10 protein-coding genes, 1 tRNA gene and 1 pseudogene are annotated in these 16,149 nt (G+C 64.8%); 4 read left to right on the top strand and 8 right to left on the bottom strand.

Annotated elements, in window-relative coordinates:
- A partial coding sequence (locus JOY90_RS27170) for a manganese catalase family protein (protein WP_291694184.1) occupies positions 1 to 773 on the bottom strand: 773 nt, incomplete at its 3' end.
- A 272-nt stretch (positions 774 to 1,045) separates the two neighbouring features.
- Between JOY90_RS27170 and JOY90_RS27165 the strand changes: the two genes are divergently transcribed.
- Entirely contained in the window at positions 1,046 to 4,261 is a 3,216-nt protein-coding gene (locus JOY90_RS27165) for a DEAD/DEAH box helicase (protein ID WP_291694183.1), read from the top strand.
- Between the two features lie 909 nt (positions 4,262 to 5,170).
- Here the strand turns inward: JOY90_RS27165 and JOY90_RS27160 are convergent.
- From JOY90_RS27160 to JOY90_RS27145, 4 genes are all read right to left on the bottom strand, one after another.
- Complete coding sequence (locus tag JOY90_RS27160; protein WP_291694182.1) at positions 5,171 to 5,368, bottom strand: hypothetical protein; 198 nt, start codon at positions 5,366 to 5,368, stop codon at positions 5,171 to 5,173.
- A gap of 294 nt (positions 5,369 to 5,662) precedes the next feature.
- The gene (locus JOY90_RS27155) at positions 5,663 to 5,785 is read right to left on the bottom strand and encodes a hypothetical protein (RefSeq protein ID WP_291694181.1); all 123 of its coding nucleotides are present in this window, start codon (positions 5,783 to 5,785) and stop codon (positions 5,663 to 5,665) included.
- A gap of 3 nt (positions 5,786 to 5,788) precedes the next feature.
- A complete protein-coding gene (locus tag JOY90_RS27150) occupies positions 5,789 to 6,889 on the bottom strand; it encodes an acyltransferase (RefSeq protein WP_291694185.1) in 1,101 nt (366 codons plus the stop codon).
- Between the two features lie 233 nt (positions 6,890 to 7,122).
- On the bottom strand, positions 7,123 to 7,350 hold the full coding sequence (locus JOY90_RS27145; protein ID WP_291694180.1) for a hypothetical protein: 228 nt from the start codon (positions 7,348 to 7,350) through the stop codon (positions 7,123 to 7,125).
- 71 nt (positions 7,351 to 7,421) lie between these two features.
- Between JOY90_RS27145 and JOY90_RS27140 the strand changes: the two genes are divergently transcribed.
- Positions 7,422 to 7,868 carry a hypothetical protein gene (locus tag JOY90_RS27140; RefSeq protein WP_291694179.1) on the top strand — a complete coding sequence of 149 codons (447 nt, stop codon included), beginning with the start codon at positions 7,422 to 7,424 and terminating at the stop codon, positions 7,866 to 7,868.
- 51 nt (positions 7,869 to 7,919) lie between these two features.
- Here JOY90_RS27140 and JOY90_RS27135 read toward each other — a convergent pair whose 3' ends face one another.
- The 3 genes and pseudogenes from JOY90_RS27135 to JOY90_RS27125 all read right to left on the bottom strand — a co-directional run bounded on the left by JOY90_RS27135 (position 7,920) and on the right by JOY90_RS27125 (position 8,987).
- Entirely contained in the window at positions 7,920 to 8,147 is a 228-nt protein-coding gene (locus tag JOY90_RS27135; protein ID WP_291694178.1) for a hypothetical protein, read from the bottom strand.
- A 194-nt stretch (positions 8,148 to 8,341) separates the two neighbouring features.
- Positions 8,342 to 8,679: pseudogene (locus JOY90_RS27130) on the bottom strand (hypothetical protein); the annotation flags it as partial.
- A gap of 231 nt (positions 8,680 to 8,910) precedes the next feature.
- Positions 8,911 to 8,987, bottom strand: a tRNA-Arg gene (locus JOY90_RS27125).
- A gap of 313 nt (positions 8,988 to 9,300) precedes the next feature.
- Here JOY90_RS27125 and JOY90_RS27120 point away from each other — a divergent pair.
- The gene (locus JOY90_RS27120; RefSeq protein WP_291694177.1) at positions 9,301 to 14,499 is read left to right on the top strand and encodes an alpha-2-macroglobulin; all 5,199 of its coding nucleotides are present in this window, start codon (positions 9,301 to 9,303) and stop codon (positions 14,497 to 14,499) included.
- A gap of 59 nt (positions 14,500 to 14,558) precedes the next feature.
- On the top strand, positions 14,559 to 16,149 hold a 1,591-nt coding region (gene pbpC, locus JOY90_RS27115; RefSeq protein WP_291694176.1), incomplete at its 3' end, for a penicillin-binding protein 1C.

The following is a 16,149-nucleotide window of genomic DNA, read 5'->3' as shown; positions in this document are numbered from 1 at the left end:
CCGAGGCCCGCCTCGTCCACAGGCGAGGAGCTTTCCGTGACGATGGCGCTGGCAGGCCCGGCGTCGCCGGCCTGGATGGCGGGTGATTCCGTGAAGACCCAGTCCCCGCCCTCGTTCCAGGGACCTCGGGTGTCGATCTCGCCATGGTCGCCGGTCCCGGTGGAATCGTTGAAGAACTGATCGACCAGGCCAGGCGTTGGCGCGATGCGGCCGATGCTGAATGCAGGCTTGCCCATGCTCTCGAGAGCCAGGGTGAAGGCCCTCATGTGGGTGATCTCCCGGGTCATCAGGAACTGCAAGGCATCCTTGGTGCCGGCATCGTCGCAGAAATTGAGCAGACGCTCATAGACGATCTTGGCCCGTGCCTCGGCAGCGATGTTGCTGCGCAGGTCGACGTCGAGCTCGCCGGTGATCTTGAGGTAGTCGGCAGTCCAGGGGTTGCCCTGCGAATTGAAAAGACCGACTCCGCCGCCTCCCGCGATTGCGATCAGGGGATCGGCTTCGGCGGCCTGGCGGTCGAACTTCGCAGGCTTGAGGTGCATGCGGGCCAGCGTGCCGACCACTTCCAGATGGCTCAGCTCCTCGGTGCCGATGTCCATGAGGAGGTCCTTGCGATCGGGATCCTCGCAATTCAGGCCCTGAATGGAATACTGCATGGCGGCCGCGAGCTCGCCGTTCGCGCCGCCGAATTGTTCCAGAAGCATGTTGCCGAAGCGCGGGTCCGGTTCGTCCACGCGAACGGTGAACATCAGCTTCTTGACGTGGTGATACATGATGGCCTCGACATGGAGAAAAGGATCAACGTCAAAACACCGGCGCGGCATCGTTCGTTCCTATGCGACCCCAGGATTCGTATCGATGTGTCGGGGAGTCGTCCCGCCTCGGTGGGCTGCATGCGGAAAGCTTGTATTGAGGTGGTGAAGCATTCGGGGCAAAAGCGGGCTGCGGTCGGCCTGAAGTGCTTGGCCGCAACGGACCATGCTCCCGAAACGACGATGGATGTGACGTGGGGAATGCCAGGAAAGCCCGCGCCGGTTCCGGCGCGATGAAGAAAAGCAAGGAGTCACCGCGTTCGACGATCTCATCCTCTTCGCCGCTCGGCTTGCTGGCGCTCCATCTCCTTGAAAAATGGCGGAAGTCCGGCCGCAACGGCATCGTCTTCCTGTCCGAAAACGAGCACAGGGCAGAGCGGCTCGGCAGCGTGCTTCATTCGCTCGACGCTTCGCTCGACGTGCTGGTGTTTCCGAGACTGAACACCTTGCCGTTCGATGGACTGGAGCCCTCCCGAGAGATCGCCGGCAGACGGAGCTCGGTACTTCGGCGTCTCGCCAAGACCAGGAAGCCCATCTTCCTGGTGTCGACGGCGGAAGTAATCATGGAGCGGCTGCCGCTGCCGACGAGTTGGGGACGCCTCAGCCTGGCTCTGAAGGTGGGGGCCGCGTATTCCGAGCACGAGCTCAAGTGCCGTCTGGAGGTTTTGGGATACGATCTCGACGAAGAGGCGGACTATCCCGGCACCGCACTCTTTCACGGCAAGACTTTCGAGATTTTTCCTGCAGGCGCCCTCGGTCCGTTCCGAATCGAGCATTCCGGTGCAGCGATCCGCAGAATCGTGGCGGTCGACCCGGGCGCGCACGAGGCCGTATTCGAGGCCAAGGAGCTGCTCGTCGATCCGATGTCGGAGCGCATCGCATGGAAAGGCAAGCGGGGCCGGCAAGCGGCTCTGTCCGACTATTGCGATCAGGCGCAATGGATCGCGGACGCCGGGATTCCGGCCCATGCCGATAGCTGGCTGCGCACGATCGAGGAAGCGGCCGGTCGCAGGGACGCGGAGCGCGAGTATCTGGGGCGGGGGGACTGGAACGGACTTGCGAAGCGCATGAACCTGCTGCCTCGAAGGGCGGCGTTCACGGCGACACCTGACTTCTCGAAGCTCGCCTCGCCGAGGAAGTCTCTCCGCACATTCGTCGCCGATACGCAACGCGCCGGATCGCGACTGCTTTTCGTCGCAGCGGTGGAAGATGACCTGCGTGCGTTGGAGCGGATGAGCGGGATCAAGGCAGAACGCTTCGCCGACTGGGACGAGGCGATGACGGGCCGAAGTCGCGAAGGCGCCCTGTTGGCCGACTTCGACACCGGCTTTGTCGGATCGGGCCGGAAGCCTCTCGTCGTCGTGACGGCGTCCGATGTGCTCGGCAGCAGAGCCCATCATCCGCAGCCGATGGCCAGAGCCTGGACGGCGGCTCTTGATCATCCGGATGTGCCAGAGCGGGGTGCGGTCATCGTTCATCTCCAGCGAGGGCTCGCCGTGCTCGATGGTTTGCAGGCCGTCGACATGGGAAACGGGTCAGTTCGCGAGATGATCAGGCTCAAGTTTGCGGGAGACGATGCCGCTCTCGTTTCGCCCGCCGATCTCGCTCTGATCTGGCCCTATGCGGCGGAGCTCGGCAAGCTGACCTTGGACAAGGCGGACGGAAGCACGTGGTGGGAGCGGCGCAGCGCGGCCGAGCAGGAAATTCAAGTCGCCGCCAAGGAGCTTGCCAAACATATCGCCCAGCGGCGTCGTCGGCGTGCCCCCAAGCTTGTCGCTCCAGGCCCGGCCTACGAGAGATTTGTCGCGCGGTTTCCGTATTTCACGACGGTCGATCAGGCGAAAGCGATTCAGGACGTGCTGGACGATCTCGCGTCCGGTCATCCGATGGACAGGGTCGTCTGCGGCGACGTCGGATTCGGCAAGACCGAGGTGGCCTTGCGGGCAGCCGCCGCCGTGGCGCTGTCGGGAAAACAGGTCGTTGTCGCGGTGCCGACCACGGTATTGGCAAGACAGCACGTCGCGACCTTCCGCAAACGGTTCGCTTCTCTCGGCATCGCAGTGGGAAGCCTGTCGCGGGCCGCGTCGGCTTCGGAGACGAGGGAGACGAAGGAAGGGTTGCGCTGCGGGAAACTGAAGGTCGTCGTCGGCACGCAGGCTCTCGCGTCGAAGGACGTGAAGTTCGCGGACCTCGGCCTCGTCATCATCGACGAGGAACAGCACTTCGGGGCGGCGGAGAAGCAAAAGCTCGCAAGCCTGGCGAAGGGCGTCCATGCCCTTTGGATGAGTGCCACTCCGATTCCGCGCACGCTTGCGGCAGGCCTCGCCGGCTTCAGGGATCTCAGCGTGATTGCGTCGCCGCCCGTTCATCGGCTGCCGGTCGTCACCAGGATTGCTCCGCTGTCGGACGCCGCCATCGCTGCGGCATTGCTGCGCGAGCAGAGGCGGCACGGACAGAGCTTCCTGATCTGCCCTCGCATTCAGGATCTGGAGCCGATGTTGGTGCGGGTGCAGTCGGCGGCGCCAGATCTCCGGATCGTCTGTCTCCACGGCAAGCTGCCCGCCGATGAGATCGACGATCGAATGATGAGCTTCGTGGAAGGCGAGGCGGACGTTCTGCTGGCGACCAATATCGTGGAGAGCGGCCTCGATATTCCCCGGGCGAACACCATCGTCGTGTGCTGGCCGGAGAAATTCGGTCTGGCGCAACTTCATCAGCTCAGGGGGCGGGTGGGACGCGGCGGCACGCGTGCCTTCGCATACCTGCTGACCGAGTCCAATTCGGAACACTCCGCAAAGCGTCTCGCCGTCTTGGAGGAGTTCAGCAGACCGGGCGCCGGCTTCGCCATCAGCGAGCGAGATCTGGACCTTCGAGGAGCCGGGGATCTGTTCTCGGAACGACAGTCCGGACACGTGCAGGTCTTCGGGCCGGTGCTCTACAGCCACCTCCTGAAGCTGGCGTCGGAGAAGGCCGGCGACAGGACCGCCGATCTTTGGCTGCCCGATCTGAACCTGCCGCTCGCGGACATGCTCCCGACAACCTACGTGCAATCCGACGCAGTTCGCCTGGAAATCTATGGCCGCGTCGCGAGGTGTCGCAGTGAAGACGACCTGGACGATCTGGAAGAGGAAACCGCGCGCCGTTTCGGCGCATTGCCGCCGCTGGCGCGGGATTTCTTCGCGGCGGCGAGGCTCAGGCTCGACTGCAAGCGGCGAGGCATCGTGAGGCTCGACGTCGGACCGGATGCGGTCGCGGCGACGTTCCTGCCCGGCCGGCTGCGCAAGTCCAAGTCCAAGTCCAAGTCCAAGTCCAAGTCCAAGTCCAAGTCCAAGTCCAAGTCCAAGTCCAAGTCTCTGGAGCGCGACGGCGACCGCGTGGTTTACGCCGGCACGGCACACGAGAAGCCGTTCGAGCGGGTGGAAGAATTCCTGGAGATTCTGGACGGATAGAACGTGGAGCGCCGATTTGGCTCACGGTGAAAGCGAAGCCGAGCGCGCGCCGGTCCGACCCCACTACACCCTTCCCGAAGCGGAATCGGAGAGCGCCAATGCTGCCGGGCCGGGGTCGCCGTGATCTGCCGCTATCAAGTGGTCGTCGCGTCGCGAACCCGAGGCAGGCCCTCGGCATCGTCGGCCTGGTCGGCATGGCTGAAGATTGGGGAGCGGCCGTCCGGTCCGCAAGCGCAGCACCAAGATGCAGATTGATCTCGCTCCAAGGTTTGCGATTGGATGGCGCGGGCTGAGGGATCGCAGCGTGCTCTGCGGTCCGTGTTCCCAGACGCGATGGGTAACGTGCGCGCAAAAGTTCCAATGCGTGAAAATGCGATCGCTCATCGCCCGTAGTCTCACGGACTTCAAATGCACGAAGACGTGCTTTAAGCGTAGAGCACCGGGGCAATTTGCATCACCGCATTGTTTCACTTGCCGGTTTGGCCGCGGGGCGACGCAGTCGTCCTGCGGCCTTTTCGTTCCGGCTAATTCGTGCCGGGCCGCCACGTCTCAAGGCGCTAAGGGAAAAGCATCAGCCAGGCCAAAACCCTCGCCTATGTGAATCCTGAGCAGTTATTTGGGGCCTGCTACCGCTCCGAATCGAGAGCGCGACCTGGCGCTCATGGCGTTAGCGCCGGCTCACATGGGCAGTACAAATGTGCGATGTCGATCGGTGCGCCACAGAAGCAATGCGAAGGGCCGTCCGCAGTTTGCCTCGGCAGCTTGCAGCCGCGAAGATTCAGGGCGCGCGCCGTATCACTCAGCTATGATTCCGGGTACTCGGACACGTCGCCCTGCCGCTGCTGGGACAATTCATCAGCGGCGGGGCCGCTGGCAAATCGTGCTCAGGAATTGAGGAGGCCTCGGTTCCTAATCTGGCGGGCGAAGCCCGGGTGATGTCAGCCACTCGTTCATGTGAGAAGCTGTTTCCGCATGCCGAGCTTTGCGCACGAGTTCCTCGCGTTCAGCGCCGGGTGGAAGCAATTCGGCTTCTTCCCGTAGCCGCTTCGCTTCTTCGGTAAGGCGGGCTTCAAGGGATTGAGTTTGTTTGAAACGACGACGTTGCATGACTTCCCCCTCGCGCTTGCGGGTCCTAATCCGCATGGTTCAGCAGTCGCGATCTTAATATGCAGTCGGGGAAGAGTCAGTTCCCTCTATTTCAGGGGCTGCGCGACGACACGAGAACGGATTGGCAACTTCAGGACCTCTGCCGAACGCGGCAGATGTTGTCCGCTGTGGATCAGGAGCCGTAATTCTCTGATCGAGCAAATGATTTCCAGTTCAACACCTATCGCGCCATAGCCCTGCCCACGCAGAACAAGCGCTGCGCGAGCCTTACGCCTCGTGCCCGTTTCAGGCGGACTATCCCGAGCAGCGCGAGGGCCAGCCGTCGTCGACCAGGATCAAGATCGACAACGTCGGTCGCGAGTTGCCGTTGATCCGCGCCGCCCTGGGCGTGCGCCTCTCGGCGAATGTCGCCAACATTGGTCAATCGGCTTCCGCTGGTTCGGCACCATTACCGGGAACGTAAGGGAAGCGTGCTGGGGCGGTTCGTGATTGATGCCGAAATCTGACGGGAAGCCCCGCCAGCCAGTCCGCAAAAGCGCGATGCTTCATCTCGAACGGACGCGCGAGCACATAGGCCAGCGCGTTGCACCCCATGATGATGAGGCATGCCCAGAGCCAACCGCGCGCGCGCGGCATGGTGAGGATGACCGCGAGCATGATCGTATGGTGGATGAGGTAAAGAGTGAAGGAATAGCCTGCGGCGGTCCGGATCGCCTTCGATGCGCCCAGCACGGATGTCCGCTGCGTGAGTGCGATCAGCGCACCGATCACGCCGACCAGCGCGGGATAGGTTGTCGCATCGTACTCGTGCTCCGGCCGGAGCATGGTGGCATAGGTCGCAAGCGAGGTCGCCAGGATGGTGATTGATAGCCAGAGCGGGGGACGCCAGGCCGAGAGCAGCGCGAACAGCGCGGCGCCGGCGAGCCACAATGCAAACAGGCTTTGACCGAGTCCATCGCTGGAGAACGAACCGAACAACAGTCGCGCCGGCGTCTGCGCGAATATCGGAATGAGCGGCAACAGCAGAGGCCACAGCCGCCGCCTGCGCAGCACGAAGAACGCGGCGCCCGCGAACACGTAGATGTGCCACTCGATCGAGAGCGTCCACAGCGGACTTGCCGAGCCGAAGGGCGACCACTGCAGCATGTCGTAGCTATCGAATACGCCGCGGTACGATTGCAGCATACCGAGGTTGGCGAGCAGGGTCGGCCAATTGTAGTAGCGCGCGATCGTGGGCTCGCCGGTCAGCTGCAATGTCAGGCCGTCGACGATCGCGATGAAGACGAGCGCGGGCACCAGCGCGGAATAGATGCGCGCGAAGCGGTCGATCATGTAGCGGCCGAAACCGTAGCTTCTCGAAGCTTCCGAGTGCTGCCAGAGCGTAGCGGTGATCAGGAAGCCGGATAGCACGAAGAACACCAGCACCCCGATGTTCTGGATGCGCGGCCAGCTCCCGAGCCCGCCGGCAAAGAATATCAACCCGTGACCGACGCAGACTGCCTCCGCCGCGACGAACCGCATCAAGTCGAGTGCCGTGGCCGTGTCGTTGTCGGTGCGTCCAAGTTTGAGTGGAGCTTCGGCCGCACGCTTCGCCTGCTCTTCGAGCGGCCGGTCGCCTGGCGCTGGGCGGGGAGAGCGTCGAAGAAGCCGTGATCGGCCTTCGGCGGCGGATCGGGTGAGATCGAGGGTCACAGGACGCGCTGCCGCTACTCACAATGAGGTGCGCAATTCCCTATCACTGTACCTCCAACCGATCAACCCTGGCGTTTGGTTGAGCCAATCAAACCGAAAGGAGCAAATTCCCCATGCCTGATCTCGTCGCGCTGCGCGCAGCGAATGCCGACCGCTGCACGCATGCCGAACTGACGCGTGGTCCGGAGTTTCTCGCCGGTCGCGCAGCGTGCGCGCCGGCGGCCGAGCAGCGTTATCTCGCCATGGCCGGGGAAAAGACGGCGAGCGAGAAGCTCGTCAAAGCTGTGCATTTGACAAGAAATAGCCTAGTCCGCGGCATAGGGTCTCGTTGACGCCACGGGGCAATGCGGACGATCGCAGAATGACCAGTCAAGCGCCAACCCATGACTCGATGATTCTCGAATATGGGCTTTCGGTTATCGCTTCGCTCATCGTGTTGCTGTTCGCGCTCTTTCTTTGGATCGCCTCAATTGGGAGATCCTATATGGGCAAGCAGATCGTCTGCCCGGCTTGCAACACGACCAACACGGTTGGAGCGCTTCGCTGCGAAAACTGCAAGCAGAACTCCGTGTTCATGATGAGATGGACGGGCCGCAAACTTCGTGCGACCTGTTCGACTTGCGCTCAGCAAGACACGCGCAAAAAGGAAATCGTCGGCGGCCTCTGCACCACATGCGGACATCATCTCGCATCGGAAGCCGCCGCAGCTTATGGGCGACAGGCGGTGCTGCCGACTGAGCGGCCGCTCAGCTCTGGCGCGCCCGCGAGCCGCGGCAGGCAAGCCTGGAAGCAACGATCGACCGACTAAATCGCCGCTCCGGCCGTGCGACCATCACGCGCGCTACCCCTTCTGTCGGCTTTACGCTTCCAGGTGTTCGCGCATCATCGCGAACATCTCCTTGACGTCATGGATCCGCAGCTTGCGCTCGTGCGTACGCCGGTAGCTTTCGAGCGCGCGAAGCTGGCGCACTGCGATCGCATCCGCTTTGAAGGCGTCTTTCTCGGCGAAGTATTTCCGCATATCCGCAACAAAGGCGCGGGCGGTTCCGGGAGGTAATTCTATCGAGGCAATACGCTTACTAACCATGCCCCGGATATAGGAATTGCGAGGCTGGAATCGAATCGGCTCGGCTCAGTGGCGGGTACTAGCATCCTCGTCGTCGACGAAGCCGCGCGGCATCTGCGGCGGCGTCAGTCCATCCGAGGGATTGCAGTCTGGGCATCGCATGCCGGCGGCGCCACTGGGGCAGGCGGCCGACGCCTGGTCCCACGGCCGGTCGGGCTGCGCTTGTAGGCATAGCCGCGCACCTGCGAGCAGTTCTTGCATCGCATGTAGCGCTCGAGCTCACGGATCGGCGTCGTCTTCGGCCGGCGCACGATGTCGAGCGCGACAGTTGATGCGTGTCGCAGCCGACGCAGCGGACCTCGAGGTAGCGGTAGCCGGCGTTCAGCGCGTCGCCGAGCGTGGGCGAAGGCTGCGCTGGACCCTGGAAGCCGAGCATGCGCTGGTTCCAGGCACCGACCGCGAGCTTGTCAGCTTCCTTACGCGCGGCCGCCGCTCGTTCCGCGGCGATGCGGACCGAAGTCCCATAGTGACGTTCGCGCGACCTGGTGCCCATGATTTTGAGGATGCGACCGCCCAGCAGCGATCGCAACCCGTTAGATCGCGGGTCGAAGGTCGATCGATGCAAAGGTGTTTCGCAAGGCGAAACTAGTCCGGGGATTTTTCCGGGGATTCGGTGCCCCACCGAGGGTCAATTGCCCCCTTTTGTCCGCATCTGTTCTCTTGAACGCATATATCGAGAACGGCCGAAGATGCGAGAAAACCCCTTATTTCATAGCGTTTTCATTGGCGGTCCCAGCAGGACTCGAACCTGCAACCCGCGGAGTAGAAATCCGCTACTCTATCCAGTTGAGCTATGGGACCGTTTCGGGACGAATGGATCGCGCCGGCTGCGACTTATCGCAGGCGGAAGATAGCACTGCCAAGATGAAAAATCTGCTTTTCCGCCATCCTGATCCGAACCAGGTGCACATCGTGTGCGACTAAGCGGGCGGGGGAGACTGCCGTCCCCGGCCAGCCGCCGCGCCGTTCATCTTCGATCGGCGCCGGCGTTGAGGAATCGGCCGCGCCATGCCGCATGCGACTTTATGCTATTCGGTTCCGACGCCATCGGCTCGTCATCCTTTCGCACTTCTCATGTACAACGCGGGCGTTTTTCCCGCGCAAGGAGCCCCTCATGACCGGTCTGGTCCGCGCCATCGCCGTCTGCGCCACGCTCGTGCTCGGCCTCGTCCAGGCGAGCGCCGCCGACAAGGCGTTCAAGCGCGAGGACCTCAACGATGCCGCGATCAAGCTCGAGGCCCAGATCAGGAGCGAGGCGGGGCCGGTGTCGAAATCGCCTGCGAGCCTGCGCACCGACGCCGACACCGCGCTCCGGCGCGGTGACCTGCGCAGCGGTCTCCAGATTCTCGGCCAGATCGTCGCGGTCGCGCCCGAGGATGCCGGCAACTGGCTGAAGCTCGCCCATGTCATCACCCAGATCCGGCCCTCGACCGGGAGCGAGAAGACCTTCTTCCTGGAGCGCGCCTCGACCGCGGCCTATATCGCCTATCAGCGCACGACGAGTGCGCAGGACGAGGCCGACGCGCTCGCCGTGCTCGGCAGCGCGCTGTCGCAGCGCCAGATGTGGCGCCCGGCGCTGGATGCACTGCGGATGTCGCTCGAGCTGCGCGAGGTTGCCGACGTCCGCGGCCAGTATGAGAAATTGCGCGACGAGCACGGCTTCCGCCTCCTGGATTACAGCGTCGATTCGGACGCGGCCTCGCCGCGCGCCTGCTTCCAGTTCTCCGAGGAGCTCGCCAAGCGCACCGATTTCACGCCGTTCGTGGCCGAGGCCGGTGTCGACAAGCCGGCGCTGTCGTCGGAGGAAAAGCAGCTCTGCGTCGAAGGCCTGAAGCACGGCGAGCACTACAACATCAACCTGCGCGCGGGCCTGCCGTCCACCGTGAAGGAGGGGCTGCCGAAATCGGCCGAGTTCAACATCTATGTCCGCGACCGCAAGCCGTTCGTGCATTTCACCGGCCGCGCCTATGTGCTGCCGAAGACCGGCCAGCGCGGCATTCCGCTGGTCACCGTCAACACCACCGCGGTGACGGTCGCGGTGTACCGGATCGGTGACCGCAACCTGATCAACACGGTGATCGACAGCGACTTCCAACGGCCGATCAGCAAGTACCAGGATCTCGGCAGCGACCGCGGGGTCAAGGTCTGGACCGGCGAGCTCTCGACCGCCACGACATTGAACCAGGACGTCACCACGGCATTCCCGGTCGACCAGGCGATCGGCGAGTTGCAGCCGGGCGTCTACGTCATGACGGCTTCGGTGAAGGGTGTTGTTAGTGACGACGACTACCAGCTCGCCACGCAATGGTTCGTCGTGTCCGATCTCGGACTTTCGGCCTTCTCCGGCAATGACGGCATCCATGTGTTCGTCAATTCGCTGGCCTCGACCGTGCCGGTCGCGCAGGCCGAGGTGCGGCTGCTCGCGCGCAACAACGAGATCCTCGCCACCCGCAAGACCGACGCCTCCGGCCACGTGCTGTTCGAGCCGGGGCTGGCGCGGGGCCAGGGCGGCCTGTCGCCGGCGATGCTGACGGTGTCGGGCGAAAAGGCTGATTACGCCTTCCTCAGCCTGAAAACGAGTGCCTTCGATCTCAGCGATCGCGGCGTCGCGGGCCGCGAGGTGCCCGCCGGCGCCGACGCCTTCGTCTATGCCGAGCGCGGCGTCTACCGCTCGAACGAAACCGTGTACCTGACCGCGCTCTTGCGCGACGGCCTCGGCAACGCCATGACCGGCGGGCCGCTGACATTGGTGGTCGAGCGCCCCGACGGCGTCGAGTTCCGCCGCGTCGTGCTGTCCGACCAGGGCGCGGGCGGCCGCACGCTTTCGGTTGCGCTCAACTCCTCGGTGCCGAGCGGGACCTGGCGGGTGCGCGCCTTCACCGATCCGAAGGGGGAGGCGGTCGGCGAGACCACCTTCATGGTGGAGGATTACATCCCGGAGCGGCTGGAGTTCGACCTGACGTCCAAGGCGAAGCTGATCACCGCGAATGCGCCGGTCGAGCTGAAGGTGGACGGTCACTTCCTCTATGGCGCGCCGGCCTCTAATCTACAGCTCGAAGGCGACATGCTGGTCGCTCCTGCCACCGAGCGGCCGGGCTTTGCCGGCTATCAGTTCGGCGTCGCCGACGAGGAGACCACTTCCAACGAGCGCACGCCGATCGAGAACCTGCCGCAGTCCGACGCCAATGGCGTGGCGACCTTCCCGGTCGGCCTCGACAAGCAGCCCGCTTCGACGCGGCCGCAGGAGGTGCAGATATTCATCCGCATGGCCGAGACCGGCGGCCGCGCGGTCGAGCGCAAACTGGTGCTGCCGGTCGCAGCCGGCGCGGCCGAGATCGGCGTCAAGCCGCTGTTCGGCGACAGGAGCGTCGGCGAGGGCGACAAGGCCGAGTTCGACGTCGCGTTCGTCTCGCCGGAGGGCAAGACTTTGCCGCGCGACGGCTTGCACTATGAATTGATGAAGCTGGAGTCGCGCTATCAATGGTATCGCGACAATTCGAGCTGGAGCTATGAGCCGGTCAAGTCGACCACCCGCGTGGCCGACGGCGATCTCACCATCGCTGCCGACAAGCCGACGCGGATCTCGCTGCTGCCGCAGCCCGGCCGCTACCGGCTCGACGTAAAGTCGAGCGAGCCGGACGGCCCGCTCACCTCGGTGCAGTTCGATGTCGGCTGGTATTCCGAGGGCAGCGCCGACACGCCGGACCTGCTGGAAACCTCGATCGACAAGCCGGAATACGCGTCCGGCGAGACCATGGCGGTGTCGGTCAACGCCCGTAGCGAAGGCAAGCTCACCGTCAACGTGCTGGGCGACCGGCTCCTCACTACGCAGACCGTGGACGTCAAGCCCGGCACCGCGCAGGTCAAGATTCCCGTCGGCAAGGATTGGGGCACCGGCGCCTATGTGATGGCGACCCTGCGCCGTCCGCTCGATGTCGGGGCCTCGCGCATGCCCGGCCGCGCGATCGGCCTGAAATGGTTCGGCATCGACAAGAAGACGCGGACGCTCGCAGTCAATCTGTCGCCGCCGGCGCTGGTGCGTCCGAACGCGACGCTGAAGATCCCGGTCAAGCTCGGCGGACTCAACCCCGGCGAGGACGCCAAGGTGGTGATCGCGGCCGTCGATGTCGGCATTCTCAATCTCACCAACTACAAGCCGCCGGCGCCGGACGATTATTATCTTGGCCAGGGCCGACTCACCGCGGAGATCCGCGATCTCTACGGCCAGTTGATCGACGGCATGCAGGGCACGATCGGCCAGATCAGGTCCGGCGGCGATGCCAGCGCGGTCGAGCTGCAGGGCAGCCCGCCGACCCAGAAGCCGCTCGCGCTCTATTCCGGCATCGTCACGGTCGCCGCCGACGGCACGGCGCAGGTCGAGTTCAACATCCCCGATTTCGCCGGCACCGCGCGGGTAATGGCAGTGGCCTGGTCGGCAACGAAACTCGGCCGCGCCACCACCGATGTCACGGTACGCGATCCCGTGGTGCTGACGGCGACCCTGCCACGCTTCCTGCTCACAGGGGATCACGGTACGCTGAGCATGGACCTCGACAATGTCGAGGGGGCGGGGGGCGACTACGTCGTCAATGTCAACACCTCCGGCCCGGTGAAAGTGTCGGGCAATCCAGCAACCACGCTGAAGCTTGCGGCCAAACAGCGCGCGTCGATGACGCTTGCGCTCGATGCCGGCAGCGCCGGCGCGGCGCAGTTCGATGTCGACATCAAGGGACCGAACGGGCTTACGCTCGCGCGGCATTATGCGGTCGACGTCAAGCCGGCAACGCAGGTGCTGGCGCGGCGCTCGATCCGGACGCTGGCGAAGGGCGAGAGCCTGACGCTGACGGCGGACATGTTCTCCGACCTGGTGCCGGGCACATCAGGCGTCTCGATCTCGGCCGGGCTGTCGCCCGCGCTCGATGCCGCGACCATCCTGCAGGCGCTCGACCGCTACCCCTATGGCTGCTCGGAGCAGATCACGAGCCGCGCCATGCCGCTGCTCTATGTCAACGAGCTCGCGGCCGGTGCGCATCTGGCGCAGGACTCAAATCTCGACCAGCGCATCAAGGATGCGATCGAGCGGCTGTTGGCACGACAAGGCTCGAACGGTTCGTTCGGCCTATGGTCGGCCGGTGGCGACGATGCCTGGCTCGACGCCTATGTGACGGACTTCCTGACCCGCGCCCGCGAAAAGGGTTTTGTCGTGCCGGATGCGCTGTTCAGGAGTGCGCTCGATCACGTCAGGAACGCGGTGGTGAACGCCAACGAGCCGGAGAAGGACGGCGGCCGCAATCTCGCTTATGGCCTCTACGTGCTGGCGCGCAATGGCGCCGCGCCGGTCGGCGACCTGCGCTATCTCGCCGACACCAAGCTGGGCAACATCGCCACGCCCATTGCGAAGTCGCAGCTCGCCGCGGCGCTGGCGCTGGTCGGCGACCGCGCGCGCGCCGAGCGGGTCTATGCCGCGGCGGTCGATGCGCTGGCGCCAAAGCCGGTACTGGAGTTCGGCCGCTCCGACTACGGCTCGGCGTTGCGTGACGCCGCAGCGCTGGTGTCGCTCGCCAGCGAGGGCAACGCGCCGCGCGGGACATTGACCCAGGCGGTGCTCAGGGTCGAGGCCGCGCGCGGCCTGTCGCCCTATACGTCGACCCAGGAGAATGCCTGGATGGTGCTCGCCGCACGCGCTCTGGCAAAAGAGCCGCTCGCGCTCGACCTCGACGGACAGCCGGTCAAAGCCGCGCTGTTCCGCAACTACAAGGCCGAGGCGCTGGCGAACAAGCCGATCCGGATCACCAATGCCGGCGAGGCGCCGGTGCAGGCGGTGGTGTCGGTGTCCGGCTCGCCGGTCGTACCGGAGCCGGCGGCCTCGAACGGCTTCAAGATCGAGCGCAGCTATTTCACGCTCGACGGCAAGCCGGCCGACGTCAGCAAGGCGAAGCAGAACGATCGCTTCGCGGTGGTGCTGAAGGTCACCGAGCCCAAGCCGGAATACGGGCACATCATGGTGTCGGACTATCTGCCGGCCGGGCTCGAGATCGACAACCCGCATCTGGTGTCGTCGGGCGACAGCGGCACGCTGGACTGGATCGAGGACGGTCAGGAGCCCGTCAATACCGAATTCCGCGACGACCGCTTCGCCGCCGCGCTCGACCGCGCCACCGATTCCAAGTCGGTGTTCACGGTCGCCTATGTGGTGCGGGCGGTGACGCCGGGCAGGTATGTGCTGCCGCAGGCCTATGTCGAGGACATGTACAATCCGTCGCGCTATGGTCGCACCGGCACGGGCACGGTCGAGGTGCGTTCGGCGAAATGAGTGACGTTGCGAGTCCAGCGCCGGCGTCCCGTTGGCCAAGAGCGAGGAGGGCGGCGGCCATGATCGTGGTCGCCGTCCTGCTGGCAGCCGCCGCTTTCGCCGTCTGGGCGGTTTCGCTTGGGCCCTTGCCGCTGCAGGAGGCCGAGCAGGTTTCGACCACCATCGTCGACCGCAACGGCAAGCTGCTCCGCGCCTATGCCATGGCCGACGGGCGCTGGCGGCTGCCGGTCGATGCCAGAAAGGACGTCGACCCGACCTATCTCGATCTGCTGTTCGCCTATGAGGACCAGCGCTTTTATGCCCATGGCGGCGTCGATCCGCTGGCGCTGATGCGGGCGGCCTGGCAGCTCGCAAGCCGCGGCCATATCGTCTCCGGCGGCTCGACCATCACCATGCAGCTTGCGCGGTTGATGGAGCCGCGCCGCGAGCGCTCGTTCCATGCCAAGCTGCGGCAGATCGTGCGCGCGATCGAGCTGGAACGACGACTCGACAAGGACCAGATCCTCAACCTCTATCTTGCGCTCGCGCCCTATGGCGGCAATCTCGAAGGCATCCGCGCCGCGTCGATCGCCTATTTCGGCAAGGAGCCGAAGCGGCTCACGCTGTCCGAGGCCGCGCTATTGGTGGCGCTGCCGCAATCGCCGGAAACGCGCCGGCTCGACCGCTATCCGGACGCCGCGCGCGCCGGCCGCGACCGGGTGCTCGACCGCATGGTCGAGGAGCACCGCGTCACGGCCGAGGATGCCGCGCAGGCCAAGGCGGTCGCGGTGCCGCAATTGCGCAAGCCAATGCCGATCCTGGCGCCGCATTCGTCGGATGCGGCGACCGCCGCGATCAAGGATAAGCCGGTGATCCGGCTGACGCTGGACGCCGCCTTGCAGAAGGTGCTGGAGCCGCTGGCGCGTGACCGGGCGCTGGCGCTCGGCCAGAACATCTCGGTCGCCATCATCGCGATCGAAAATGCCAGCGGCGATGTGCTCGCGCGCGTCGGCTCGGCGGATTATTTCGACCAGAGCCGAGCCGGGCAGGTGGACATGACCCGCGCGGTGCGCTCGCCCGGCTCGACCCTGAAACCCTTCATCTATGGCCTCGCCTTCGAGGACGGTTTTGTTCATCCGGAAAGCCTGATCGAGGATCGGCCGATCCGGTTCGGCTCCTATGCACCGGAGAATTTCGATCTGACCTTCCAGGGCACAGTGCCGGTGCGCAAGGCGCTGCAGCTCTCGCTCAACGTGCCGGCGATCGCGCTGCTCGACCGGGTCGGCTCAAGCCGATTGGCGGCGCGCTTAAGGCAGGCCGGCGGCAGCCTCATTCTGCCCAAGGACGAGGCGCCGGGGCTTGCGATGGGACTCGGCGGCGTCGGCATCAGCCTGCAGGATCTGGCGATGCTCTATACGGGCCTGCCACGGCTCGGCACCACGCAGGCCTTGCGCGAGATCATCGACGACAGGAATGACGCCCGCGAACCGCTGCGGCTGATGGACCCCGTCGCGGCCTGGCAGGTCGGCAATGTCCTGATTGGTACGCCGCCGCCCGACAATGCCGCGCCGAACCGGATCGCGTTCAAGACCGGCACCAGCTACGGCTATCGCGACGCCTGGTCGGTCGGCTTCGACGGCCGGATCACGATTGGCGTCTGGGTCGGCCGTC

Origin of the sequence: Bradyrhizobium sp. (assembly GCF_019242285.1) — a bacterium.
Taxonomy (GTDB): Bacteria; Pseudomonadota; Alphaproteobacteria; order Rhizobiales; family Xanthobacteraceae; genus Bradyrhizobium.
The sequence above is the reverse complement of the archived record's forward strand: the minus strand, read 5'-3'. Positions and strand labels throughout refer to the sequence as shown.